General features: G+C 62.1%; 21 protein-coding genes. 10 read left to right on the top strand and 11 right to left on the bottom strand.

Annotated features, from left to right (window positions below; genetic code table 11):
- Window positions 1-3: 3 nt before the first annotated feature.
- The 4 genes from QM609_RS10990 to QM609_RS10975 form a co-directional block, all read right to left on the bottom strand.
- Complete coding sequence (locus QM609_RS10990; protein WP_050655919.1) at window positions 4-1,113, bottom strand: S-methyl thiohydantoin desulfurase family protein; 1,110 nt, start codon at window positions 1,111-1,113, stop codon at window positions 4-6.
- The gene (locus QM609_RS10985) at window positions 1,110-2,690 is read right to left on the bottom strand and encodes a hydantoinase/oxoprolinase N-terminal domain-containing protein (protein WP_007727140.1); all 1,581 of its coding nucleotides are present in this window, start codon (window positions 2,688-2,690) and stop codon (window positions 1,110-1,112) included. The genes QM609_RS10990 and QM609_RS10985 overlap by 4 nt, the downstream gene beginning before the upstream one ends.
- 30 nt (window positions 2,691-2,720) lie before the next feature.
- On the bottom strand, window positions 2,721-4,088 hold the full coding sequence (locus QM609_RS10980) for a purine-cytosine permease family protein (protein WP_050655918.1): 1,368 nt from the start codon (window positions 4,086-4,088) through the stop codon (window positions 2,721-2,723).
- Between the two features lie 151 nt (window positions 4,089-4,239).
- Complete coding sequence (locus QM609_RS10975) at window positions 4,240-4,971, bottom strand: SDR family oxidoreductase (protein WP_042922757.1); 732 nt, start codon at window positions 4,969-4,971, stop codon at window positions 4,240-4,242.
- 244 nt (window positions 4,972-5,215) lie between these two features.
- Here QM609_RS10975 and QM609_RS10970 point away from each other — a divergent pair, with 244 nt between their 5' ends.
- Window positions 5,216-5,356: a hypothetical protein gene (locus tag QM609_RS10970; RefSeq protein WP_003941170.1), complete on the top strand. Its 141-nt coding sequence runs from the start codon at window positions 5,216-5,218 to the stop codon at window positions 5,354-5,356.
- Here the strand turns inward: QM609_RS10970 and QM609_RS10965 are convergent.
- Window positions 5,344-5,670 (bottom strand): hypothetical protein, encoded by a 327-nt coding sequence (locus QM609_RS10965; protein WP_039972778.1) that lies wholly within the window; start codon window positions 5,668-5,670, stop codon window positions 5,344-5,346. The genes QM609_RS10970 and QM609_RS10965 overlap by 13 nt on opposite strands.
- Before the next feature lie 39 nt (window positions 5,671-5,709).
- On the opposite strand from QM609_RS10965, the gene QM609_RS10960 reads away from it, so the two are divergent.
- The 7 genes from QM609_RS10960 to QM609_RS10935 all read left to right on the top strand — a co-directional run bounded on the left by QM609_RS10960 (window position 5,710) and on the right by QM609_RS10935 (window position 15,971).
- Window positions 5,710-6,114: a hypothetical protein gene (locus QM609_RS10960; RefSeq protein WP_050655917.1), complete on the top strand. Its 405-nt coding sequence runs from the start codon at window positions 5,710-5,712 to the stop codon at window positions 6,112-6,114.
- 404 nt (window positions 6,115-6,518) lie between these two features.
- Window positions 6,519-8,036 (top strand): BCCT family transporter, encoded by a 1,518-nt coding sequence (locus QM609_RS10955; RefSeq protein WP_502942718.1) that lies wholly within the window; start codon window positions 6,519-6,521, stop codon window positions 8,034-8,036.
- Window positions 7,937-8,395, top strand: coding sequence for a BCCT family transporter (locus QM609_RS29265; RefSeq protein ID WP_502942717.1), 459 nt, complete (start codon window positions 7,937-7,939; stop codon window positions 8,393-8,395). Before QM609_RS10955 ends, QM609_RS29265 begins: the two co-directional genes overlap by 100 nt.
- Window positions 8,396-8,517: 122 nt before the next feature.
- Window positions 8,518-12,411: a Pls/PosA family non-ribosomal peptide synthetase gene (locus tag QM609_RS10950; protein WP_054187857.1), complete on the top strand. Its 3,894-nt coding sequence runs from the start codon at window positions 8,518-8,520 to the stop codon at window positions 12,409-12,411.
- Window positions 12,412-12,422: 11 nt separating this feature from the next.
- Window positions 12,423-13,724, top strand: coding sequence for a M1 family metallopeptidase (locus QM609_RS10945; protein WP_054187926.1), 1,302 nt, complete (start codon window positions 12,423-12,425; stop codon window positions 13,722-13,724).
- Between the two features lie 148 nt (window positions 13,725-13,872).
- Window positions 13,873-14,388 carry a DUF1449 family protein gene (locus tag QM609_RS10940; protein WP_054187856.1) on the top strand — a complete coding sequence of 172 codons (516 nt, stop codon included), beginning with the start codon at window positions 13,873-13,875 and terminating at the stop codon, window positions 14,386-14,388.
- Window positions 14,389-14,399: 11 nt separating this feature from the next.
- Complete coding sequence (locus QM609_RS10935) at window positions 14,400-15,971, top strand: flotillin family protein (RefSeq protein ID WP_050655914.1); 1,572 nt, start codon at window positions 14,400-14,402, stop codon at window positions 15,969-15,971.
- Window positions 15,972-16,016: 45 nt separating this feature from the next.
- On the opposite strand, the gene QM609_RS10930 is transcribed toward QM609_RS10935, so the two are convergent.
- Together QM609_RS10930 and QM609_RS10925 are read right to left on the bottom strand one after the other, a co-directional pair.
- Window positions 16,017-17,291 (bottom strand): MFS transporter, encoded by a 1,275-nt coding sequence (locus QM609_RS10930; RefSeq protein WP_054187855.1) that lies wholly within the window; start codon window positions 17,289-17,291, stop codon window positions 16,017-16,019.
- Window positions 17,291-17,935, bottom strand: coding sequence for a GntR family transcriptional regulator (locus tag QM609_RS10925; RefSeq protein WP_007727164.1), 645 nt, complete (start codon window positions 17,933-17,935; stop codon window positions 17,291-17,293). Before QM609_RS10925 ends, QM609_RS10930 begins: the two co-directional genes overlap by 1 nt.
- A gap of 175 nt (window positions 17,936-18,110) precedes the next feature.
- On the opposite strand from QM609_RS10925, the gene QM609_RS10920 reads away from it, so the two are divergent.
- The gene (locus tag QM609_RS10920) at window positions 18,111-19,232 is read left to right on the top strand and encodes a GGDEF domain-containing protein (protein ID WP_054187854.1); all 1,122 of its coding nucleotides are present in this window, start codon (window positions 18,111-18,113) and stop codon (window positions 19,230-19,232) included.
- A gap of 14 nt (window positions 19,233-19,246) precedes the next feature.
- Here QM609_RS10920 and QM609_RS10915 read toward each other — a convergent pair whose 3' ends face one another.
- The 4 genes from QM609_RS10915 to QM609_RS10900 form a co-directional block, all read right to left on the bottom strand.
- Complete coding sequence (locus QM609_RS10915) at window positions 19,247-20,044, bottom strand: SDR family NAD(P)-dependent oxidoreductase (protein ID WP_054187853.1); 798 nt, start codon at window positions 20,042-20,044, stop codon at window positions 19,247-19,249.
- Window positions 20,045-20,121: 77 nt separating this feature from the next.
- A complete protein-coding gene (locus QM609_RS10910) occupies window positions 20,122-20,820 on the bottom strand; it encodes a class F sortase (RefSeq protein WP_064688680.1) in 699 nt (232 codons plus the stop codon).
- Between the two features lie 129 nt (window positions 20,821-20,949).
- A complete protein-coding gene (locus QM609_RS10905; RefSeq protein WP_228232416.1) occupies window positions 20,950-22,395 on the bottom strand; it encodes a hypothetical protein in 1,446 nt (481 codons plus the stop codon).
- 620 nt (window positions 22,396-23,015) lie between these two features.
- Entirely contained in the window at window positions 23,016-23,474 is a 459-nt protein-coding gene (locus QM609_RS10900; protein ID WP_007727180.1) for a carboxymuconolactone decarboxylase family protein, read from the bottom strand.
- Window positions 23,475-23,521: 47 nt separating this feature from the next.
- Here QM609_RS10900 and pdxR point away from each other — a divergent pair, with 47 nt between their 5' ends.
- Complete coding sequence (gene pdxR, locus QM609_RS10895; RefSeq protein WP_082239044.1) at window positions 23,522-24,916, top strand: MocR-like pyridoxine biosynthesis transcription factor PdxR; 1,395 nt, start codon at window positions 23,522-23,524, stop codon at window positions 24,914-24,916.
- Window positions 24,917-25,017 lie beyond the last annotated feature (101 nt).

The following is a 25,017-nucleotide window of genomic DNA, read 5'->3' as shown; positions in this document are numbered from 1 at the left end:
TCGCTATTCTGCCAGTACAGGTTGCTCGAGTGTCTCCACCGGCAGGAACGGGCGATCGAGCCCGAAGCTAGCCGGGCCGAAGACCGCCAGTGCCTCCGGGGTTCTCATGATGGGTGGGGTCGCGATCCCGATGACCGCAACGCGCTGCCCGTACCGCAAGCCCTCGGTGGTGATGGGTTCGGCGGTATCGGCCTCGACGATGCAGATCAGGTCTGGCACGATCGCCACCATCACTCCGGATTGGACGGCGATCAGATTTTCGTTCTGGAACTGAACTTCCAGCTCTTCGTCTCCGACGCCGGCGATCCGCACCGAACCGCGAGCGAACCCCTCATCGGTTCGCCTGTCGACATCGATAACCTTGCCGTGAAAGAGAACTCGCCCGTATCCGTAGAGCGTGTCGGCGAGACTGTCGACAAGCGCCTGCACCGGGTCCACCCGCTGCTCACGTGAAAGTCTGATGGACCGGCCGATGGTCATGGCCAACGACAGAGTCCGTGGGATCGCCGTCCGCTTCACATCTGCACCCGTCATCGAGTACTGCGCGATGTGCGCCATCCCACCGAACCTCGACGTCACCCCGCGGGCGAGGCCCTCCAATCTGCTGTTGTCACTTCCGGTGTCGAAGATCGCCACCTCGTCGTGCTCGTTCGCCATGGCGAGCGGACTCGCCGAAATCCCGTACACCGAGAAGGTTTCCATCTCGAGCTGAGGAAAGGCTCGTCCCATCCCGTCGGCGTCGACAACCGGCAGGCCGCGCCGCGCGGCCACCAGCAACGGAATCATCGAATTGATTCCGCCGCACTCCATCGGCATCGTGGCATCTGCAGTTCGACCCGTGTGCTTCTCCAACGTGATCAGCGCCAGCTCGGGTTCGGTTCCGCGCGGCATCTTCTCGACCACGACGGTCGGGGCACCCATCTGCGCGACGGGAATCACCCATGCGTCGTCGTCAAGCTCCTCCGGATCGAGAATTGTGATTTCACCGGCCTCACCGAGCGCCTGCGTGACCAACATCTTGCCGACGAACGGATCTCCCCCGCCGCCGGTGCCCAACAAGGCTGCGCCCCTGGCGAGGTCGTCGAGGTCCGCCGTTCGTAGTGTCCAACTCATCGTGAGCCCTCCTGACCGATGGAGACCAAACCACTGTGCAGTGCCAAGTCACCGACTGCCTTCACTCGAATACGCGTTGCGTTGCCCGGCAGATACGGAATCGGGACCTCGTCGAACTCCACGATCTGCACCGACTCGGGCCGTGCGCCTGCGGCGACTGCCCGATCGATCGCCTCCTGGCGAGCATCGTCGGCAAAAACCTGCCGGTGCCCGTCCCGCACCGCTTCGACTCGATCTACCTCACCACTGACCTGCGCGATCGCAGCGCCGATCGCATTGGCAACATCGAAGCGCTCAGGACGAATCACCATTCCCAGGCCCGGGAGTTCACGCTCCAGCAGTACCGATCCCCCGCCAACCGCCACAACGGGAAGTGGATCCGACGTGGTCCGCATCTGTTCCACGGCGTCGGCGACTCGGCGCGAGATCCGGTCGAGTGCCGTCGACACCAGGCCGCGGTCGAGGTGCGCCACCGCACTGCGATCTCCGACGTCGGCCAAGCCTGCCGCGACGGCTATGTCGGTGGCCGTCAACGTGTCACCGCCGAATACGAGTGCCTGTGAACCCAATTCGTATCCCACAGATTCGGGTCCGACTGTGAGTCCGTCTGCATCCACCAGCGAACCACCACCGATACCGATCGAGAAGACGTCCGGCATACGGAAATTGGTCCGTACCCCGGCGACCGTCACCTCCGTGGTGGCTTCTCGCGGGAAACCGTTGGTCAATACGCCCACGTCGGTAGTGGTACCTCCGATGTCGATCACCGCACAGCTGGCCAGACCGGACAGCACAGCGGCGCCTCGCATGGAGTTGGTCGGCCCCGAAGCGAAAGTCGCCACCGGATAACGCCTCGCGTACTCGATGTCCATCAAGGTTCCGTCGTTCTGGCTCAGGTACAGCGGCGCGACAATGCCGTGCTCGACCAAAGATCGGGCAAGACCGTCGACGATGTGATCGGCGAGCTCGCGCAGCGCAGCATTGATGATGGTCGCGTTCTCCCGCTGAAGTAGACCCACTCGACCGATCTCGTGCGAGAGCGAAATTGCGACGTCCGGGCCGAGTTCCTCACGCACGATCTCCGCGGCGGCCGCTTCGCATTCGAGATTGACCGGAGAGAACACCGAAGATATTGCGACCGAACGAGTACCGCTGCGAGCCATATCGGCGGCATGGCGGCGAATCTCGTCGGGGTCCAGCGACGAAATACGACGACCGTCGAACTCGTGCCCACCGTGAGCGAGGTAGCGCCTTCCTTGCACAGCGGAGACCAGGTCTCGCGGCCACCCCACCATCGGCGGAAGCGCCGCGGTCGCCGGAAGCCCCAATCGCAGAGCCGCTGTCGGTGCAAGTCCGCGTTGCTCGATGAGAGCGTTGAGAAAGTGCGTCGTGCCGATCATCACTGCTTGAACAGCGCTGGGAGAGAACGAGTACTGCTGCTGCAGCGCCGTCAGAGCTCCGCCGATTCCGCCGGTGATGTCCTTGCTGGTCGAGTGTTTGACATGCCCGATGACGGTGGTCCCGTCCATCAGGACCGCATCGGTGTTCGTACCACCGACGTCGATTCCGATTCGCATCGCGAACTCCCTTCTACAGTGTGTGCCGTGCTAGTGCGTGAGCGCAGATTTTCCCGAAGTCTCTTGCGGCGCTTCGGTTGCGGTGCGTCCAACTCCGCGAATCAGGCCGAGTCGACCCGCGACGACGTAGAGAACGAAGGCCGAGGCCACCGCGTTGATCGACGGCAGGCCGAAGGTGCTGTAATGACCGATCAGCGCCGAGACGATCCAGATCACCAGCGTGGCCGGTACCCAAGTGGGTGCCGAGTTCGGGAGGGTACCCGCAGCTCGACTCTCCTCCAGATCCTTGCGCCATGTCTTGACGATGAAGTATTCCGCCACCATGATCCCGGCGATCGGCGGGAATCCGACGCCCAACAGGATCAGGAAGTCGGTGAACGAGTTGAGGATTCCGGCAGCCGCGAGGACCGAACCGGTGATGCCGACAACTGCTGTGACAACTGCGCGATTGATCCGTCGACCGAACACGACGTCGATGAAGTTCACGACGCCGAGCCCCGAGCTGTACAGGTTCCAGTCGTTGATCTTGAAGGTGCCGAGAACGATGATCAGAACGCCGACCCAACCGACCGACGAGAGAATGATCGTGGCGATGTCGGAACTGCGAACGGCATGGGCAAGAAGAACACCGGTCAGCCCGATCACGTATTCGCCCAACGTTATTCCGACGAGCGTCTGCTTCACGACATCGCCTGCCGTGCGGTTGAAGCGCGTCATGTCAGGTGTGATCACTGCTCCGGCAATGAAACCGCCTGCGACGATGGTAGTTCCGGCGAGGAAGCTGAGCTCCGGCCCGGCTGGAGCAGATGTCATCAGATCTGACAGCGAGTGATTACGCAGTTCGGCGACGACGGCCCAACCGACCAGGATCAGGAACAGCGGAACGGTGATGTTGGCGATCAGTTGCATGGATCCGAACCCGCGAAGGACTATCGCGGTAATCAGGAGACCGAAGGCCAAAGCCCACGCCCACTGCGGCAGAAACGGCATGATTCCGTGCAAACCTGATGCAGAGACAGCAGATTGAATGCCGAACCAACCGATCAGGCTGACCCCGATCACCAAACCGATCACCGCGGAACCTGCGTGCCCGAATCCACACCAGCGTGCGACCACCGATGTGTTGAGCCCTTCACGAACCCCGATGATGCCGATGAAAATACAGACGACCTCGAGAATCACCGCCCCGACTGTCAATGCCCAGAAGGCATTCCAGAACGTCATACCGTAGCCGAGCGTCGCACCGAGCAAGAACTGTGCGAGTGCCGATACCTGACCGAATCGCTGTACTGCCACCGAGAACCACGAATATCGTGCTTCGTCGGGAACGCGGGTGAGCGCGTAGTCGTCACCGTCGGACACTTCACCGCCGGCGGCGGTCGTTGACGTGTTTTTCATGACGGACTCCTCGAATAGTTGGGAAGTGTTCTCGGAGAAGACGGTACGAATGTGGCAGGGGTCACGCCTATGGGCGAATTGGCGTTTCTTCGTGTTACGACAATGCATTTCGCACAGTCGTCATTTCACACAGTCGCCAAATGGCACGGGTCTAACGCAACGCGTACCCGCCGTCGGGGTACAGCGTGGAACCCGTTGTGTACGTGTTGGTGAAGAGATAGAACACCGCTTGTGCAATCTCGTCTTCGTTCCCGACGCGGCCGAGCACGTTGTTCTCGGCACTCCAGGTGAACGCGGCCTCCCGAACCTCCGCCGGGCGCTGAGCCCACAGATGCCCGTCGATGGTTCCGGGAGCGACAGTGTTGACGCGGATCGGCGACAGTTCGACCGCCAGCCCCCGCCCGAGCCCCTCGATTGCCGCGTTGGCTGCAACGTATGCCGCGGCAGCTGCGGGTGGCCGCACACTGGCAGCGCCGGACATGAGGACCACCGATGCGGTGGGTGTCAGCTTGTCGAGCGCAGCGTGCACGACGCGGTACTGCCCCCAGAACTTGGAGGTGAACGGCGACGCCGCTTCCTCGACGCTCTGTTCACGGAACGAGCCGACCTGGTAATCGGCAGCCGTCGTGAAGAGAGCGTCGACGCTGGGGATGTTGGTGAAGAACGCTTTCACCGAGTCGTCGTCGGAGGTGTCGACGGTGAACCAGTGCGCAGCCTCACCCAGCTGCGCGGCCGCTGCTTCGAGCTTGGATGCGGTTCGGCCACCGAGAACTACCTGCGCGCCGGCGTCGACGGCAAGCTGCGCCACTCGCAGCCCGATGCCTGTTCCGCCGCCGATCAGTACGACGGTCTTGCCTGAGAGAGGAGAAGGTGTCGTTGTCATGCAGCGACTGTAGGGCTCACCAAATTGTCCCGACATGTGCAGAATGCACAGATTTCACTACGGCACAGTGCTAAGTATCGAGACTTAGCTGTTAGAGGACACCGCCCCCGGGGATCTCGCTTGACGACGTTTGCTGCGTCGAAACTGCCTTCGCATGTACCCCTCCTTCGAGTTCGCTTGTAACAAAACAACTCCCACGACCGAAAATGTCGGTGAACCACAACAGCGAAGGGAAGTAACGACTATGGGATCAGCAGACGTCATGGCCTGGCTCGCCGAGGGTTACCTCGCCGGCGATCCGATTCGCTATCCGCTCTACGTCGGATCGATGTTCCTCGCGATGCCGTTCCAACTGATCGGCGTAATTCTGGGTCACCCCTTCTGAATCGTCACATCAGGCCAGGGCGGTCGACGTAGAACGGCCAGAGTTGCGATCACTGCGGCCGCCAACCCGATGAACTCCCCCATCAAAGCCGCCCTGGTGTGATCGACGGCCGGTGACCACGACGGCTCACCCTCGTGGATCGAGAACACTCCCACTGGCACCGGTATCGGGTCGCGGCGCCACCGCCGGTGTAGACGCGAAACCGTGATGATCGTCGATCCGTCGCTGGTCTGGTGCGGTTCTCCGAAGATCGTCGAGGTCCCTGATTCCCCTCGAAATCGCTCCACCGCATCACGAATCTCCATGATCTCCATCGTCGCATCGAAACCGCAGCACTGTGCGAGTATCGATCGATGGCCGAGTGGTGGAATCCGAGCAGGCGCGTCGAGCGATGGTGGCAGACGATCGTGCTGGTTTGGCTACTCGTTTTCTTCGGCCCAAGCACCATCGACAAGGTCATCACAGAACCCACAGCTTGGAATTGGACATTCCTCGCAATCTGGCTTTTCGCGACGGTCGGGTCTGCGTACTACGCAGGCCAAGCCTGGCGAAACAGGAACAAACCTCAGTCGGTGTGGTGGGAAGGGACGACTGCCCCCACCGAAATACCCGCCGACGACGTCCGTAGCGCACTCGCGTCGACTGACGACCGTATTCCGGCAATCAAGGCACTACGCGAACTGCATCCGGGCTTGGGTCTGAAGGATGCGATGGATCTGATCGACGCTCAGCGGGGCGAACAGGGCCCGCATCACTGATAGTTGCGACCATCACAATCACAGTTAGGTATCGACACCTGACCGCCACGATCGGGCAAGCACACCAGGAGTTAACCACCTGACAGACAGGCTGTTTCGCCGAGTTTGACAAATGTGGTCAATCGGTGAGCGTCGACTCGACCGATTCAACTCACCGTACCAATCGAATTCGCCGTTCAGCATTCCACTCATGGCCCAATGCCACTATTACCCAACGATTTACAACCGGAACTACGGTATCCAGTGAGAACTTTCGCGACAGTGCAGCATCTTTCGTCCAGTTGAGTTGACCGAAACTTGACGTTACGTTGAATTTCAAAGCAATAGCCCGGTCTTGACCTGCGATGGTGTGAGCGCAACGCCCACCTACGCGTGACACGTGGCTGCCCGTATGGGCGCTGTGAATGCCTGAACGTTCGAGGAGTGGAATGACTGCGGTCAAAACTGCGTGGCGTGAACTACGGAAACCCGTGTTCATCCCCGCGTCGATAGTGATCTTTGCCCTGATCGCCTTTGCCGTGATCTATGCGGGAACCGCTGCGGATGCTTTCGAAACTCTCAACAACGTGATCAGCGACGGCGTCGGCTGGTGGTACATCCTCTCGGCTACCGGTTTCGTGATCTTTGCGCTGTACTGCGGAATCAGCCGCATCGGCAACATCCGATTGGGGCGCGACGACGAGCAACCCGAGTTCGGCATGCTCTCGTGGTTCGCGATGCTCTTCAGCGCCGGGATGGGCATCGGCCTCGTGTTCTACGGAGTGGCAGAACCACTTTCGCACTATGTGAACCCTCCCGTCGCCGGGCAGATCGCGGGATCCACGGACGCCGCAGCCAATCAAGCGATGGAACTGACGCTGTTCCACTGGGGCCTTCATGCATGGGCGATCTACGTCGTCGTCGGCCTTGGTCTGGCGTACATGACCTACCGCAAGGGTCGGCCGCTCTCGATCCGTTGGTTGCTCGAGCCGCTCCTCGGACGGGCTCGCATCGAAGGAAAGATCGGCCACGCCATCGACGTCGTCGCCATCGTCGGCACGCTGTTCGGTGTCGCGACGTCGCTGGGCTTCGGTGTCCAGCAGATCTCGGCCGGCCTCGACTACCTCGGCTGGGTGGAGACCGACAACTGGTTGGTCATCACCATCATCGTCATCGTGACGGGCATGGCCACCTTCTCGGTCGTCTCCGGCGTCACCAAGGGCCTCAAGTGGCTCTCCAACATCAACATGATGCTCGCTGCCGCGCTGGCACTGTTCGTCCTGATTCTGGGACCGACGCTGTTCCTCATGCAGTCGTGGGTGCAGAACCTCGGCGGATACGTCCAGGCCTTGCCCGAACTGATGCTGCGTACGTCCCCGTTCGCCGAAGACGGCTGGCAGGGCGCATGGACCATCTTCTACTGGGGTTGGTGGATGAGCTGGGCACCGTTCGTCGGCATGTTCATCGCGCGCATCTCACGCGGCCGCACCATCCGCGAATTCGTCTTCGGTGTGCTGCTGGCCCCGACGCTGGTCGGTTCGTTGTGGTTCACGATCTTCGGTAACTCCGGCATTCTGCGTCAGCGCAACGAGGGCACGATGCTCGACGCATCCGGCGCAGTGGACACCAACACGTCGTTGTTCACGCTTCTCGACGGACTTCCGCTCGGAACGATTTCGAGTGTTCTCGCGATCGTCGTGATCGTGTTCTTCTTCGTCACGTCCGCGGACTCCGGCTCGATCGTCATCGACATCCTCGCGACCGGTGGCAGCTTGGAGACCTCCAAGATCACGCGTGTCTACTGGACGTTCCTCTCCGTGCCGCGGCCGCAGTTCTCCTCATCGTGGGTGGCAGTGGATCGCTCACGGCGCTGCAAACCGTTGCCATCGCCACGGCGGTACCGTTCTCGGTCATCATGGTGCTGGCATGTCTGTCGATGCTGAAGGCGTTCCGATACGAGGTCGCGTCGGCACCACGCTACCTGCGGGTTTCTACAAATGCCTCGGCATCGACCGACGTTCCGCAACCCACCGAAAAGCGGCTCCGCGATCTGAAGATCTCGTCGACCTTCGCCGGGCTGACCCCGTCACAAAGCGGAATCATGACGGATCCCTCCGACGCCCACATGCTCGTCGCGGTCCACGAAGTCCCCGCCCATGCGGTCAACATCGACCCGGATACCGGCGCCGTCGACTTCTCCGAGGAATCGAAGGTCGTCGATCCACTGGGCGGAGAGGTGTTCGACACACCCGAGTTCGCCGACTCGGCAGAAGGCCACGCGCAAGCTGCCAGTACGGACTGACCGGCACGTTCGGCATGTTGCATTAGGCATATCTGTTCACCAACTCGCAAACTTGTCATGAGACTTTCAACTCGACAGTTCGCAGGACTCTAAGTTTCGTGAGTAGAACAGGACCAACGGGTTTGCCACTCCAGTCGCAGTCGGAGACGGAACAATCTTTCGGGATTCCGTCCGTATTCCTACGGTCGGCGCATGCACCTGCGCCGCGCACGCTCATCGACATCGTGCGGGCCTCAGCCGAGGCCAACCCGGAAGCACCTGCCATCGACGACGGCGACACCACACTGTCGTACTCGGAGTTGCTCGACGAGATCGAGCTCGGTGCGCGCTGGCTCGGTGATGCCGGCGTCGGCGCAGGTGACCGCGTCGGAATCAGGATGCCGTCAGGTTCGCGTTCGCTGTACGTCGCGATCCTGTCGATCCTCGCGGCGGGCGCCGCCTACGTTCCCGTCGACGCCGACGATCCGGAAGAGCGCGCCGAGTTGGTGTTCGGCGAGGCGCAGGTAGCGGCGATCATCACCGGCGACGGAATCCAGCCGGGGACGGCGCCGAAGCGGCTCGAACATCCACCGGTTCGCGAACCCGAACCCGAGGACGACGCCTGGATCATCTTCACCTCAGGATCCACGGGCACCCCGAAGGGCGTCGCGGTCACTCACCTCAATGCCGCTGCCTTCGTCGACGCCGAGGCGCGCATGTTCCTCCAGGACGAGCCCATCGGGCCTGGTGACCGCGTCCTCGCGGGACTCTCCGTGGCATTCGACGCGTCCTGCGAGGAGATGTGGCTCGCGTGGCGCCACGGCGCCTGCCTCGTCCCGGCTCCTCGTTCGCTGGTTCGCAGCGGCATGGACCTCGGCCCGTGGCTGGTCTCGCGTGACGTCAGCATCGTCTCCACTGTGCCGACGCTTGCGTCTCTGTGGCCGGCCGAGGCCCTCGAAGCCGTTCGACTCCTGATCTTCGGCGGCGAAGCCTGCCCACCCGAACTGGCCGAACGCCTGGCCGTCGAGGGCCGCGAGGTCTGGAACACTTACGGCCCCACCGAGGCAACCGTCGTCGCCTGCGGCGCACTGATGGACGGCAAGAGCCCCGTCAGCATCGGCCTCCCCCTCGACGGCTGGGACCTTGCCGTCGTCGACGCCCAGAGCAATCCCGTCGCGGTCGGCGAGGTGGGCGAGCTGGTGATCGGCGGCGTCGGCCTCGCCCGTTACCTCGACCCCGCGAAGGACGCCGAGAAGTACGCGTCGATGCCCTCGCTCGGGTGGGAACGCGCCTACCGAAGCGGCGACCTGGTCCGGCTCGAGACCACCGGCCTGATGTTCCAGGGCCGCGCGGACGATCAGGTCAAGCTCGGCGGCAGGCGCATCGAACTCGGTGAGGTCGACAACGCCTTGCAGAACCTGCCGGGTGTGAGCGGCGCTGCCGCAGCCGTGAAGAAGACGGCAGCCGGCAACCAGCTCCTCGTCGGATACATCGCCAGCACGGATCCCGACTTCGATCTCAAGGCCGCTCATGCGCTGCTCAGCGAGCAGCTACCAGCAGCCCTCGTGCCGCGTCTGGCGTTGATGGACGAACTTCCGACGCGTACGTCAGGCAAGGTCGACCGCAATGCGCTGCCGTGGCCGTTGCCCGGCGCCGGTGAAGATGCGGGGGCCGCGTTGGGCCTCGACGGCACCGCTGCCTGGGTTGCCGGCCTGTGGGGATCGATCCTGGGCGCGCAGATCACCGGACTCGACGACGACTTCTTCGAAGTGGGCGGCGGATCCCTCTCTGCGGCTCAGCTGGTAACCGCCCTGCGCGAGCGGTTCCCCGAAGTGACCGTCGCACAGCTCTACGACCACCCACGGTTGGGATCGCTCGCCGAATATCTCGACGAATTGGCACCCACCGAAACTGTGGAGCCGCGCATCGTCGCTCCGACACCCTTGAAGACTCAGCTCGCGCAGATCGCCGTCACCGTTCCGCTCACGACGCTCACCGGACTGCAGTGGGTGACGTGGCTGGCGATCGCGAACAACGTCCTCGGCTGGTTCGTCGACGTCAGCTGGGCGCCCACGGTCTCGTGGTGGTGGATCCTGTTGGCATTCATCCTGTTCATCACACCGATCGGCCGTATGACCATCGCCGTCGTCGGGGCGCGCCTGCTCCTACGCAAGTTGGAGCCAGGAACGTACCCGCGAGGTGGTAGTGAACACCTGCGTCTGTGGATAGCGCTGCGACTCACCGAAGCCAGTGGCGCAGCCAACCTTTCGGGCGCACCGTGGATGCTCTACTACGCCCGCGCCCTCGGCGCCGACATCGGCAGCGGCGTCGATCTCCACACACTTCCTCCCATCACCGGCATGCTCGAACTCGGTGACGGCTGCTCCGTCGAACCCGAAGTCGACCTCTCGGGCCACTGGATCGACGGCGACGTCATCCACATCGGCGAGATCAAGATCGGCGACGGCGCCTCCGTCGGTTCACGCTCGACGCTTCTGCCCGGCGCGCGTATCGGTCGCGACGCCGTCGTCGAACCCGGATCTGCGGTGTTCGGCCGAGTGAAGGCAAACCAGCAGTGGGCCGGCTCCCCCGCCACCAAGGTCGGGAAAGCGAATCATCCTTGGCCGGCCGAACATCCGAAGCGCGCACCCGGCTGGGTGCCGGTATACGGCGTCACCTCGGTCTTCCTGGCCGGTATGCCGATCTTCGCTCTGATGGCCGGAATCGCCTTGATCGGTTGGTGGATCCGCGACACCGACACGCTCGCGAGTGCAGTGCTCCAATCGCTGATCATGCTTCCCGTCGCGACCATCCTGAGTTTGCTCGTCTTCGCAGTCATCACCCTTGTGGCCGTTCGTCTTCTCTCGATCGGGCTGACCCCCGGCTACCACCCTGTCCGCAGCCGCATCGGCTGGCAGGTGTGGGCGACCGAACGCCTGCTCGACTCGGCCAGAACCTTCCTCTTCCCGCTCTACGCGAGCCTGCTGACGCCGGGATGGCTCCGCCTCCTCGGCGCCAAGATCGGCAAGAACGTCGAAGCATCCACCGTGCTCCTCCTTCCCAAGTTCACGACGGTCGCCGACGGCGCATTCCTCGCCGACGACACCATGGTTGCGAGCTACGGCCTCGGCGGCGGCTGGATGCACATCGAACAGGCCAAGATCGGCAAGCGTGCGTTCCTCGGCAACTCCGGTATGACCGCCCCCGGTCGACGCGTCCCCAAGAACGGTCTCGTGGCGGTTCTGTCGGCCACCCCGTCCAAGGCCAAGTCCGGATCATCGTGGCTGGGTAGTCCACCGGTACGTCTGAGAAGGGCTGCCGGGGACACCGACGCCGCCCGCACGTTCAATCCGCCGATGCGACTCAAGATCGCCCGCGGAGTGGTCGAAACCTGCCGACTGATCCCCGTGATGGTCACGTTCGGCATCGGTCTCGGTGTTCTGTTTGCACTCGAAGCACTGGTCGGCGCCGTCGGATTCTGGTTCGCGGCTCTGTTGAGCGGCGTAATTCTGCTCGTCGCCGGAGCAGTGGCGGGCGCGATCACCATCGCCGCCAAGTGGATCGTCGTCGGGCGCATCGCCAAGGTCGAGCATCCGCTGTGGAGTTCGTTCGTCTGGCGCAACGAGGTAGCCGACGCGTTCGTCGAAACCGTCGCGGCGCCGTGGTTCGCTCGCGCAGCGACTGGTACTGCCGTACTGAACATCTTCTTGCGTGGGCTCGGGGCCAAGATCGGCAAGGGCGTTTGGTGTGAGTCGTACTGGCTACCCGAGGCAGATCTTGTGACTTTGGGCGACGGAGCGACAGTGGAACGGGGGTGCGTCGTGCAAACTCATCTCTTCCATGATCGGATCATGTCCATGGACACCGTCACCTTGGGAGCAGGAGCAACGCTGGGACCGCATTGCGTCGCGCTACCCGCAGCCGGCATCGGCGCGGGAGCGACGGTAGGGCCTGCATCTCTGGTGATGCGAGGTGACACCGTTCCGCCCTCCACCCGCTGGCAGGGCAATCCGATTGCACCGTGGGTGGCGTCGTGAAGCCGAACAGAATGCTCGAGGAGCCGCTCGATCCGTACCTGCCACACAACGGCAACCGCGGGTACCGCGTGTCTCGGTACGAACTGGAACTGACGTACAAGGTCTTCAGTAACCGTCTCGCCGGCAAGGCAGTCATCACCGCTGTCACCACCGAGAGCCGATCCAAGTTCAGCTTCGACCTCGCGCAGAACCTGCAGGTGTCCAAGGTGTCCGTCAACGGTGCCCGCGGCACCAAGTACGCGCACTTGAACAACAAGCTGATCATCACGCCGTCTACCAAGATCCCCGCGGGCGGTGCCCTGTCGGTCACCATCGCGTACAGCGGCAACCCCGAGCCGATCAAGAGCCTGTGGGGCGAAGTCGGCTGGGAGGAACTCGACGAAGGAACTTTGGTCGCAAGTCAGCCCAACGGCGCGGCGTCCTGGTTCCCGTGCGACGACCATCCGATTTCCAAAGCGTCGTACCGCGTCTCGATCACCACCGATTCCCCGTTCTATGCCCTCGCCAACGGCAAGCTGATCCGCAAGCAGACCCGTGCGAGTCAGACGACGTGGGTCTACGAGCAGACCGAACCGATGGCAACCTACCTGGCGACGATTCAGATCGGTCAGTACGAGCACCGACAGGTGAGCGCCGGGCCGGTACCGGTCTTCGCCGTTCACCCACCTCGGCTGCGCGCAGCGTTCGACGTCGACTTCGGGCGCCAACCCCAGATGCTGGAGGTCTTCGGAAAGCTGTTCGGCCCGTATCCCTTTGCCGACTACACCGCTGTGGTCACCGACGACGAACTCGAAATCCCCATCGAAGCGCAGGGACTCTCGATCTTCGGAGCCAACCACTGCACGGGTAGGCGCGGTTCCGAACGTCTTGTCGCACACGAGCTTGCCCATCAATGGTTCGGCAACAGCCTCACTCTCGGGCAGTGGTGCGACATCTGGCTACACGAAGGCTTTGCCTGTTACGCGGAGTGGATCTGGTCCGAGAATTCCGGTGGCCCATCCTCGAACCAACTCGCGACCAACGCCTATCAAGGGCTCGGGCGTAAATCTCAGGACTTGATCGTCGCCAATCCCGGGCCTGCCCTGATGTTCGACGATCGAATCTACAAGCGGGGCGCCTTGACTCTGCACGCCCTGCGCGGCGTTCTCGGAGACGAGAAATTCTTCGAACTGATCCGCCAGTGGACCACGAAGCATCGGCACAGCACGGTCAGCACCGAGCAATTCACCGATCTCGCTTCACGTTTCACCGACACCCCACTGCGCCCTCTCTGGGATGCATGGCTGAATCAACGCCCGCTACCTCGGCTTTGACGCTTTCCCCCAGCCGTAGCACCACGCCGAAACATTCCGAATGCGCCGATTATCTTTGTCTTACCTTTACTATAGAGGTGGGCCGAGGGACGACCCCGACAACACAATTCTCAGGGCACGCTTCCTCGACAGGTAGATCGGGGGATCGATGTTCGTTGTATTCACAATATGTTTCGTGATCGGGGTCGTCGCCCTGATCGGAGCCTTTGCCGTCGGCGAGGTTGCAGATCTGGGCGGCGGCCACGCAGACGGGCTGCCATTTCTGAGCCTGACAACCTTGGCCACAGCACTTTTCGGCTTCGGCGCCGGCGGCGTAGCTGCCACTCTCGCGGACGCTCCGACATTGGTAGCGGCGATTGCAGCACTCGCACTCGCCGCCGTTCTCGTTGTCGTCACGCGCGGCCTACTTCTCCCCTACCTCCTTGAGCAACAAGATAATTCGCACATCGGACGAGCTTCGTACTCCGGGCTATTGGGCACGGTCACCCTCACCATTGCAGCCGAAGGTTGGGGAGAAGTCTCGTTCGTCGACGCCGAAGGCAATCGCGTGCAGGCCAAGGCCGTCAGTGCACAGCCGATGGCGCTCACCACCGGCACCACCGTCTACATCGCCGATGTAGACGATCAATACCTTCACGTCGTCACGGTTGACGACGCGATCTAAGGACTCGATACATGCTGCCAATCATCATCATTGCGGTTGTAGTCGCAGTAATCATCTTCATCGTTCTCCCCGCGATCTACGTGAAGAACTACGTCAAGGTCCCGCCGAACGAAGTGGCGGTTTTCACCGGACGAGGCAAGCCGAAAGTCGTCCGCGGCGGAGCCCGGTTCAAGATTCCGGGAATCGAACGCGTCGACATCATGTCGCTCGAGCCGTTCAACGTCAGCATCAATCTCAAGAATGCACTCTCCAACGACGGTGTTCCGGTCAACGTCGAGGCAGTCGGCCTGGTACGAATCGGTTCCGCCGACGAAGCGGTTCAGACAGCGGTGCAACGATTCCTGACCTCCGACCTGGACGAACTCCAGCAGCAGATCAACGAAATCCTCGCCGGCAGTCTGCGCGGAATCACCGCGACCATGACGGTCGAGGATCTGAACTCCAACCGCGATTCGCTCGCACGCAGCGTGGTCGAGGAGGCAGGTGGCGACCTCGCACGCATCGGCATGGAAGTCGATGTCATCAAGATCGCGGGAATCTCCGACTTCAACGGCTACCTCGAATCGCTCGGTCAGCGCCGCATCGCCGAGGTCAAACGTGATGCCGCGATCGGAACTGCTGAAGCAGAGCGTGATTCGCAGATCCAGTCGGCAAAGGCGCGACAGGCAGGCTCCGTCGCACAGGCCGAGGCCGACACTGCGATCGCGAGTGCAAATCAGAAGCGCGACGTCGAACTCGCTCGCCTTCGAGCACAGACCGAAGCCGAGAACGCCGAAGCCGACCAGGCCGGACCACTCGCGCAGGCAACGGCCGAGAAGGCCGTCGGCATCGCACGTGAGCAGGCCGAGGCGGCCCGCGTCGAAGCTCGCACCGAGGTCGAGCGTCGTCGCGCCCAGCAATCGGAAGCGGCATTGCAGGCAGATGTCATTGCACCGGCCGAGGCCGAACGCCAAGCCTCCATCGCACGCGCAGAGGGTGAGCGACAGGCCGCGATCCTCCGCGCCCAGGCACAGGCCGAGTCAGCAAGGCAGGCCGGCGGGGCTCAGGCCGATGCACGAAAGCTCGTCGCCGACGCTGTTCGCTCCGAGCAGCAGGCTGATGCCGACGGCCTTCGAGCACGTCTGGAAGCCGAAGCTGACGGCCGCAAGGTAGCGGCCGACGCCGTTCGCGCCGAACAGCAGGCCGAAGCGGATGGTTTGCGCGCCAAGCTCGAAGCCGAAGCTGCCGGTAAGCGTCAGATCGCCGAGGCGCTCAATTCCTACACCCCGCAGGCCGCGCAGTTGCTCACTCTGCCTGACGTTCTGGCAGCACTGGTCGACGCCACCGCAGCAGCAGCGAAGCCGGTCGGCGACATCGATCGGATCTCCATCGTCGGCGGCAGCGACGGGGCGCAGGGTTCGATCGGCTCGATCCTGGGCATCAGTCCCCAGGTGATTGCCGGTGTCATCGAAACTCTCGAAAGCTCAGGCGTCGATATCACCGGTTTGCTCAACGGCCTGAACAAGACCGCATCGGTTCCGGCTGGTTCGGTACACAATTCGGTCCACAATTCGGAAAACGGTTCCGCAACCGTAGACGCGTGATTTCGCCCCGGTCCGCCGACTCTCGCAGGAGTCGGCGGACCGGCTTCACGCGCTCGGAAGGTGTGAACGCGACTTGAAGAGAATCAGAATCAAGCAGGCAGCGGCGGCGGCTGATCCGAACAGAAGAGTCACCGTGTAGCTCAGCGCCGGAATGCTTTCCGACAGCATCGCCAGCAACGCAGGCACCGCGAACCCGATGTAAGTGATCGAGTAGAACACCGCGGTCAATCCTGCCAGATCGTCCGGCCCCGCGATTCGCTGGATCTCCAGCAACCCGGACACCAGTGCCATGCCGTACCCGCAACCGAGGATCGCTGCAGCCACGATCGCGATCGCCACGGTCAGCGTCGACGCAACCAGAGCAGCACCGGCCATACCGACCACCAGAAACACCAGAGCCACAACGGCGCCACGAGCACTGCGGTCGGTGTCGATCTTGCGCCCCAACGACTGAATCGCGAATCCGCATGTCAGCGCGACCATGCACAGCAGAGCCGAAAAAGCCACGGGCGCATCGCCACTGTGCCCGGTCATGAGCGCCGGAATAACTGCATACGCGACACTGGCGGCACCGAACACCCACGGCGCCAACGGAACGACGACGTAGAGGAATCTGGGGTGACCTGCCGAGGGGATCTTGAGGTCGTCGATCAACCTGCGACGGTCGGATTTCGCCTGTGCCGGTCGTGTTTCGGGCGCACGCCACAGCGCCATGGCGGCGAGGACGGTGATCGCGATGTGCAACAAGTACGCCAACACACTCGGCATGGGCGCCCACTGCGCCAAGATTCCCGCAGCACCCGCTCCCAAGGCGAAGCCCGCGGTCAGACTCATCGCTGCTCGCCGAGCACCTGCGCCTTCCGACGCCGTCGGGTCCCAAGGTTGCGTGGACAACTCCTTGACCCAGGAGCCGCCGACGGCCATACCGATCCCCAAGGCAATGCCACAGAGGATTCTTCCCAGGATGAGAGCAGCGGCGGAGTCCGCCCCGAAAGCGAGCAGCGTCGAACCGGCGATCGCGATGATCGGCGCGGGGAGCATGATCGGGCGTCGACCCAATCGATCGGACAGCGGGCCGCCGAGCAGCAGGGCCGGCACAATTCCGACGACGTAGGCGAAGAGGAAGAAATCGACCATCACCGGCGAATAGCCGTGGTCGAGTCGGTACATCACCAGCAGTGGGGTGAATTCGTTTCCGCCCCAGGCAGCGGCGAACATACTGGCGGCAACGGTCAGCCACAGCCACTTTCCGCCGGAGAGGCGTTCACCCTCGAGACGAGTTTCGGCCGCGGTCCCAGCGCCGATCGTTTGGGTGCTCATCACAGAGTTCCTTCGAAGCCGAGGCCGTGGACCTGGCGCATGTGTGTGAGGACGGCAGTGTTGTATCCGTCGGCATCGCCTGTGTCGACGAGGTCGGTAAGCGCGGTGTGATCGGCAAGGATGCGCGAGAGTTGGCCGGGGTCGCGTGAGATCGACCGGGCTGTCATCCGTCGTTGCCTGTCGCGCAGACTCGCGTAGAACGAGTCGAGCAAAGGGTTCCCGCCGGCGGCAACGATCATCTTGTGGAAGTCTGCATCGATTGCGCTGAACGCGGCCACGTCCCCGCGATCAGCAATCTCACGTTGCTCGATCAGATTCGCGCGCAACGCTGCGACAAGCGCTTCCCGTGCGTGCGGTCGGACCGACACGACTCGAACGCTCTGAGTCTCGACGAGCTGTCTGGCACTGACTACGTGTTCCGCTTCCCCATCCGCGACCGGGACGATCAGCGCCCCCTTCTTCGGATAGAGGCGCATCCAACCTTCCGACTCGAGACGCAGAAACGCCTCACGCACCGGCGTTCGGCTCACATTGGTCCGTGCAGCGATGTCACCCTCACTGATCAGCTCCCCGCCGGCGAGCTCGCCGGAAAGGATCAGCTCCTTGACTTCGCGGAAGACGGTTTCGGAAGCGGAATACAACATAGACACAAGATGTATTTATACTCCACGCTGGCGCAACGCAGACATCCGGGTCGCCGATCCGAACATCTCGGTCCGATGCGGCATCGATCCAGTTAGCATTGCAAGGTGCCAGACAGAAGAGGAATCAGTTCGCGATGAATGGCGCACGCTCCAGCCTTCGAGGACTGATGCACTCATGACATCGCAGATGAAGTCGATGAGGACGCTGACCCGCGAGTGGTTGATTCTTCCCGATCAATACGACCGCTTCACTCGCTATCTCCGCGACAACGGCCTCACGACCGCCACCCGGCTATTACTTGGCATCATTGTCATCGGACTGGGAGTGTGCGCACTACTGAACAGATTCAGCCCTGCCGGTCCGACAAGCACGATTGCGCTGTTCTTCAATACTGTTGTCGTGATCTCGTGCTTCGTAGTCGGAGTCTCATGGTGGGTCTTCGGCCCCACAAAGCGTCGCTCGTTCGGTTTCGTGGTCTTCTGCGACATCGCGGTCACGATCTCCGTCGTTGGAGATTCCTCCCAGCTCGCACGATTGCTCACCTGTGTCATTTTTGCTCTGGTCGGCATCTACATCGCCTACTTCCACAACCCGAAGTTGCAGATCGCGCACATAGCTTTTTCGCTTCTTGTGATCGCGGTGGCTGCGCAGCCAATTCTGTTCGGGCCGGATCGCGATCCAGCCCTTGGTGTTTCGAAAGTACTGGTCGTCATCACCGCGTTGGTGGTCTGCGCATTCATCTCGCAGATCGTGCTGACGATGCTCAGCATGGATGCTTCCAGTTCCGACCTCGATCCTCTCACCGGCCTCTTGAACCGTCGTGGCCTCGACCGCCACGTCGAGAAGGTACTCGAGGGGTTCCAGCGTCAAGAATCTGCGGCTCTACTCGTGATCGCGATCGACATCGACCGGTTCAAGACGATCAACGACGTGCACGGCCACGACGTCGGCGATCGCATCATTCTCCGGGTATCGCAGCGGTTATCCGCCTGGGCACACGCTGATGCTGTCGTCGCGCGGGTCGGCGGCGACGAATTCATCCTCGTTCAAAGACTTTCCGTGCCAGCCATCGGACCGATGCTCAACTCGATCGGACCGGCAATGCACTCGAATTCCGACGAGATACCGTCGACTTCGAGCATCGGAATCGCCGTGCGTACCCACAAATTCGTCGCCGGAGAAGACCGCGCAGCAGCGTTCACGGACATGCAGAAAGTCGCCGATTCGGCGATGTACGAAAGCAAGAGACTCGGCGGCGGACGCGTTCACACGATCGTCACCACCGCCGGCAGGTAGCAGTACGCACAATTTCAGTAGTAGACCGGCCCTGGCACTCCTCCACCCGCTGCCACTGCGTCACCGGTGATCGCGATGCTTCGCGGCGATGCCAGGAAGGTCACGACGTCGGCTACTTCTTCGGCATCGATGATCCGATGTATCGAGTTCGTCGCGATACCACGCTCCACCTCTGCCTGCGAGCGGCCGGATTCTTCCGACTCGCGCGTAATCCGTGCGGTCAACCTCTCGGTCCTCGTCACGCCCGGATGGACGACGGTGACGTTGATTCCCTTGGGGCCCAGCTCGTCCGCAAGATTCTTGGTCAGTGCAGACACACTGACGTTGCGGATCGTGTGGGCGATCGAAGTGGCCTGTCTGGCACCCAAACCGCTGATGTTGATGATCCGACCCCAACCCTGATCAATCAGATACGGCGCCACAGCGCGCGCAGTTCGCAGGTACCCCAGCACTTTCACTTCGACTTCGTCTCGCACGACGTCGTCGGTGGTCGCCTCGAAATCCGTCGGCTTTCCGGCGCTGAACGGCGTCGCTGCCGAATTGACCAGAATGTCGACACCGCCGAACTCCATTACCACTTGCCGCACCGACGCCTGAACCGCGTCGTCGTCTCGCGTATCCGTCACGACTCCGATCGCACGAATTCCGAACTCCGAAACCAAATCTCGTGCAACGCTTACGACGGTTCGCTCAGTGCGCGCGAGTATCGCGATGTCGACCCCTTCAGCGGCCAGACCTCTGGCGATTGCCAGACCGATCCCCTTGCTACCACCGGCAACGATCGCACGCTTTCCAGACAAGTGAAGATCCATACCTGCGACACTATCCAACAGGCGGTCCCCGATCTCTACGAAGAGGGATCGGGGACCGTCGGAATCATTCCTGTGTCTCAGACCATCAGATCCGCGTACAGGTAGACGTTGTCGGCGTAGTTGCCCACACCGTCCTCGAATTGCAGTTCGCCGCCGCAGGTTACGACTGCCAACTTACGAGGGCCTTCCGGGCCGGCCAGCACGCTTTCCTCCACACCATCGGCCTTCGGGCGCGTCGTCACCGCAGTCACCTTCCACGACGTGCTCTTACCCGTCGCGTCGGATGTACGGATCACTTCACCCGGCTCGATCGTGCCCAGGTCGAACAGCGCGCCGTTACCCTGGCCGGTCAGATTGACGTGTCCGGCAATCAAGGTCGTGCCGGTGGCGGAATCGAGAGATGCACCGTCGAGCCAGATTCCGACGTTCTTGACGTTCTCCGGCGGAGTGAGAACTCCTTCCGGCACGGTGGCGTCCACGATCGGCGCCTGAACACCGACCGGGTCGAGCGAAAGGGTGTTGGGAGTCATCAACGCATCCGTAGGCGTTGCCGGATTCGCGGAGTGCGACATGACAACTCCCGGACTCGGCGGGATCGCAGCATCGCCATCGGAGGATCGCAGGCCGACGAAGGCCATGGAAGCACCGGCGGCCAACACCGCGATGAGAGCCAGAATGAACGCGACACGACGCCCTTTGCCTGGACTCGCGGGCTGATCGTGGTTGGGATCGTCGTATGGATTGGATGGATTGGGATCCGACTCGTACATGGTCATCGAACTGTCTCCTGCGGGATGAGGCGCCCCCGGCACCTCGTGCGAATTGACGCCCCCTGCGTCTGATCAATGTCGGCACCGATCACACGAAGCGTGATCGGTGCCGACGTCTACTACACGTGCCTGGTGTCAGGATCGCTTGCGGCGGAGAGCAACTGCTCCGGCAGCAGCCATTCCGACAAGCCCGAGGCCCGTCACTGCGACGGCGACGTTGCGGCCTGAATTCTGTTCAGCAGCACCACCGTCGATGGCAACCGGGCGGGGGCCAGTGGCCGGCTTCGGAGCCGACGGCGCCGGAGTTGCGGGAGTTGCAACCGGCTGCGACGGAACAGGTGCACCCGGAACTACAGGCACAATCGGCACGATGGGCACGATCGGAACAATCGGCACGATCGGAACGACCGGGGTTGCAGGCGTCGTGGTGGCCGGTGTGGTCGTTGCCGGTGTCGTTGTTGCCGGCGTGCTCGTTGCCGGTGTCGTCGTGGGTGCTGCTGCATATCCGACGCTGGCAGATGCATTCATCGAAGCCGGCCGAACGGTGTCGAACGACGCGAAGATCTGGCACTGTGCGCCTGCCGTGTTCCAGTGCAGGTTCTCGACCGAATCCGGAATGACGCTTGCAGTCACCGAGTAGTCCCCGCCGGCCGCAGCGGTGAGGCAAAGATCAACAGCAGTCGGTGCGTCGCCGCGGCCGTCGACCGTCAGTTGATTTGCAGTCAACGTCGCCGTGGCGTTGTCACCACAGACGGTCAGTTCGGTGCCCGCCGAGGACTGAACAGTGATCGGCTTCCGGTACATATTCGTATTCAGGGTGAAAACGGCAGTCTCGCCGGCCTTCAGAGTCCCCGTCGCGGGTGTCTTGCGAACGAGGTCGAGCGTCTGCGTGACGTTCATGATCTCGACGATGCGAGCTCGCTCGTCGTCGCCGATGTTCCTGTCGCACAGGCTTTTGAAATCGGCCATCAGCGGATTGTCGTAGTCCGAGACACACCACACAAGCGTCTGCCGCGCCGAACGTGCATCCTCGCTGCCATTTCCCGAAACGACACCGTCGAGTTTGGCGGGATTCTGCAGCAACCAACTGATGACAGCGAGATCGTCGGCTGACAGATCGGGATTGCCCGAAGACGGCACCGTCGCACCCATCTCGTCGTTGTGCTTGTCAACCGGCAAACAGTTCTCGTCGACACCGGCACACGGATCGAGATCGAAGTCCGTGCAGTACATCCATTCCGACTTCGCAATTCCGTCGACGTCGCGGACACCGCAGACCGGAGCATCCACCGCGGCCGAGGTACCCCGATCGGTGGTGCCGTACATCGGCACGATGTTGCCGTCGTTGTAGTGATCCAGCCGAATGCCGGAGATGTCGAGCATCTGCTCCGAGGGCGTGTACTCGGTGCCCTCACACAACCCGGCGGTGAACGCCGGAGCGGCCGCGGTTCGCACCGGCATCGGCGCGGACACAGCTGGCGAAGCAAAAGCAACGCTACTACCGGCGACCGTTACGGCAATAGCTGCAGTTAGCGAGAGCCGGAGAACAAGCGGCCTACGCCGTGAACCAGACACAGTCATCAAAGCTTCCCTTTCAAGACATTTCGGTAGCGGGACGGTTGCCTGGATTCCCAATACCACGCCACCCAGCGCTCACTTCCGAGAGGATCAGCCGATCACTTTTGGCAATCAGCCAGTTACTGAATGGCAATGTAGTGCATGTTTCAAGAAAGATCACCCAATCGTCGAGCACCCAGGGCGCAGCTTGGACATTCGGATGACGAGTTAGCCATGAAGGTGACTGAACCTTTGTCCAACCGCACAACAATCGCGATCCCCCCAAAATCTGCTCATCCAACCGCGACGTTCCCGACATTTCGCCAACGCTAGCCAGTCGGTAACTTGGACATCCTGGGGAAACTCACAGGAAGGGGCGTTTTCAGCTCGCGCGCAAAAGAAGGGGCCCGCTATGCGGACCCCTTCGCCGGAAACTTCCGACCGAGACTGCTTTGTCGGGATTCGGGCAACTTGTAGATGACCCAGAACAATCTCCACTCACATTATGTGATTTGCCTCACATTCAAAGAATCTGTTGGTTTTGTTCACATCCTGAACCAATCTTTTGGTCCTCTTTGCGCCGATTACCCAGATCTCCGACGGCGGAACCCTGCCCTGCCGGAGAGCGGAGCACGAGCCTCGGATCAGTCTCGGACCGGAGGCGCCTTCCTTGTGGTAACCGCAATGCGATTCCACGCATTGATCGTCAAAATGACGCTGATGAGCTGAGCCAGTTCCACGTCCGAGAATTCGCCGGCAGCCTCGCTGTACACCTCGTCCGGAACGAAACCGTCGGTGAGGACTGTCACGGCCTCGGTCAAGGCGAGCGCGGCACGTTCACGATCGGAGTACATCCCTCGCGCTTCTTCCCACGCGTTCAGTAGGTAGAGCTTCTGCTCCGTCACGCCGACCTTTCGTGCGTCGCGAGTGTGCATGTCCAGGCACCATGCGCAATGATTCAGCTGCGACGCACGCGTGAGGACCAGCTCGACGAGCGTCGGCTCCAGCCCCTTGCGTGCAGCGGCATCCAACGCAATCATCGCCTTGTAGACCTCGGGCGCCAGCTTTGCGATATCCAGTCTTTGTCCTGTTGCTGTAGTCATAACTCAAACGGTAATCCCGGAAAGACCCGGAAACATGGTTCAATCCGGTGGTGAATTCGTGGGCCAATCTTGGGTTCGATCTACATATCGAGCTGCCACAGGGAATCGGGGTTCGCGCTGCACTGCTTCAGACCCTTCGCGACGCGATCGACAGTGGACTGCTGAAGCCCGGCACCAGACTCCCACCTTCCCGCACCCTCGCGCTCGACCTCGGAGTTGCCCGAAACACCGTTGCGGACTGCTATGCCGAGCTCGCCGCAGCTGGGTGGCTTGTCACACGGCCTGGTTCCGGGACCCTGGTCGCCACGCTCGCCAGCACACACACCCGCGAGGTCGAGCCATCACCGACTCGACGACGCTGGACCTACAGCCTTCTCCCTGGATCGCCCGACGCGTCGGCGTTTCCCCGCACTGCATGGATTTCGTCCGCCAGACGTGCTTTGACCACCGCGCCGACCGACGCGTTCGCGACTACTGATCCCAGAGGCCGAGTCGAACTCCGAAACGCCCTCACCACATACCTGAGCCGCACCAGAGGCGTTCGCGTCGATCCGAACTGCATTGTGATCAGTGCCAGCTCGGGTCACGGGATCTCCCTCCTTGCCCGCGCACTCGGAGGAACGATTGCGGTCGACGCTTTCTGCCTTCACCTGCACCGGCAGTTGCTCGCCGACGAAGGGCTGCTGACAGTTCCCATATCGGTTGACCAATCAGGCACTTGCACAGACGAATTGGCGTCTACTTCTGCTGAGAGTGTTCTGCTGACGCCGACCCATCAGTTCCCTCTCGGCGGTCCCCTCACACCGGCGAGGCGCGCGACCGCTCTCGAATGGGCCACGACTACGGGCGGCGTCATCATCGAGGACGACTACGACGGCGAATTCCGTTACGACAGAAAACCTGTCGGTGCACTCCAAGGAATCGCACCGCAGCACGTTGCGTACCTGGGCACTGTCAGCAAGACACTGTCGCCGGCAATTCGCATCGGATGGATGGTGTTGCCGGACAGGCTGATCGAACCTGTCCTCGCAACAAAGGGACCCTACGAACGCTGGGTAAGTTCAACGGATCAATTGACCTTGGCGGACTTCATCGAATCCGGAAGATTCGACAGCCATATTCGAAAGATGCGCACCTCGTACCGACGACGACGCGATCAACTGGTTGCGACACTTGCGCAGCAAGTACCCCAGGTCAGGGTCGAGGGGATCTCCGCGGGACTTCACGCTGTGATCCGTCTGCCCTCCGGCACCGAACAATCTGTTCTTGCAGCGGCCCGGGCGCGCGATCTCGGGCTCGAAGGGCTTTCGGTCTTCCGACATCCCGACGTGTCGTCAGTCGGCGGTGACGGCATCGTCGTCGGCTACAGCACGCCGACGCAGTCGCAGTACTCGAGGACGCTGGACGTGCTCTGCGAGGTGCTGCAGGCAGCTCTGCCATAACGCCTGCCAGCTTTGCCCAGCCGCTCACCTGCCCTGCCCTGCCCTGCCCTGATGGTGTGAACGTACCGTTCCCCTCGCCCAAGAGGGTGAGCGTGTCGTTC

This window comes from Rhodococcus sp. IEGM 1302, assembly GCF_030056935.1.
GTDB classification, from domain to species: Bacteria; Actinomycetota; Actinomycetes; order Mycobacteriales; family Mycobacteriaceae; genus Rhodococcus_F; species Rhodococcus_F qingshengii.
This window is presented reverse-complemented; position numbering and strand designations above follow the sequence as displayed.

Excerpts from the sequence above, each read along its gene's own strand:
- QM609_RS10990 (WP_050655919.1), bottom strand. The coding sequence starts at position 1,113 with ATGAGTTGGACACTACGAACGGCGGACCTCGACGACCTCGCCAGGGGC.
- QM609_RS10985 (WP_007727140.1), bottom strand. The coding sequence starts at position 2,690 with ATGCGAATCGGAATCGACGTCGGTGGTACGAACACCGATGCGGTCCTG.
- QM609_RS10980 (WP_050655918.1), bottom strand. The coding sequence starts at position 4,088 with ATGAAAAACACGTCAACGACCGCCGCCGGCGGTGAAGTGTCCGACGGT.
- QM609_RS10975 (WP_042922757.1), bottom strand. The coding sequence starts at position 4,971 with ATGACAACGACACCTTCTCCTCTCTCAGGCAAGACCGTCGTACTGATC.
- QM609_RS10970 (WP_003941170.1), top strand. The coding sequence starts at position 5,216 with ATGGGATCAGCAGACGTCATGGCCTGGCTCGCCGAGGGTTACCTCGCC.
- QM609_RS10965 (WP_039972778.1), bottom strand. The coding sequence starts at position 5,670 with ATGGAGATCATGGAGATTCGTGATGCGGTGGAGCGATTTCGAGGGGAA.
- QM609_RS10960 (WP_050655917.1), top strand. The coding sequence starts at position 5,710 with ATGGCCGAGTGGTGGAATCCGAGCAGGCGCGTCGAGCGATGGTGGCAG.
- QM609_RS10955 (WP_502942718.1), top strand. The coding sequence starts at position 6,519 with ATGCCTGAACGTTCGAGGAGTGGAATGACTGCGGTCAAAACTGCGTGG.
- QM609_RS10945 (WP_054187926.1), top strand. The coding sequence starts at position 12,423 with ATGCTCGAGGAGCCGCTCGATCCGTACCTGCCACACAACGGCAACCGC.
- QM609_RS10940 (WP_054187856.1), top strand. The coding sequence starts at position 13,873 with ATGTTCGTTGTATTCACAATATGTTTCGTGATCGGGGTCGTCGCCCTG.
- QM609_RS10935 (WP_050655914.1), top strand. The coding sequence starts at position 14,400 with ATGCTGCCAATCATCATCATTGCGGTTGTAGTCGCAGTAATCATCTTC.
- QM609_RS10930 (WP_054187855.1), bottom strand. The coding sequence starts at position 17,291 with ATGAGCACCCAAACGATCGGCGCTGGGACCGCGGCCGAAACTCGTCTC.
- QM609_RS10925 (WP_007727164.1), bottom strand. The coding sequence starts at position 17,935 with ATGTTGTATTCCGCTTCCGAAACCGTCTTCCGCGAAGTCAAGGAGCTG.
- QM609_RS10920 (WP_054187854.1), top strand. The coding sequence starts at position 18,111 with ATGACATCGCAGATGAAGTCGATGAGGACGCTGACCCGCGAGTGGTTG.
- QM609_RS10915 (WP_054187853.1), bottom strand. The coding sequence starts at position 20,044 with ATGGATCTTCACTTGTCTGGAAAGCGTGCGATCGTTGCCGGTGGTAGC.
- QM609_RS10910 (WP_064688680.1), bottom strand. The coding sequence starts at position 20,820 with ATGACCATGTACGAGTCGGATCCCAATCCATCCAATCCATACGACGAT.
- QM609_RS10905 (WP_228232416.1), bottom strand. The coding sequence starts at position 22,395 with ATGACTGTGTCTGGTTCACGGCGTAGGCCGCTTGTTCTCCGGCTCTCG.
- QM609_RS10900 (WP_007727180.1), bottom strand. The coding sequence starts at position 23,474 with ATGACTACAGCAACAGGACAAAGACTGGATATCGCAAAGCTGGCGCCC.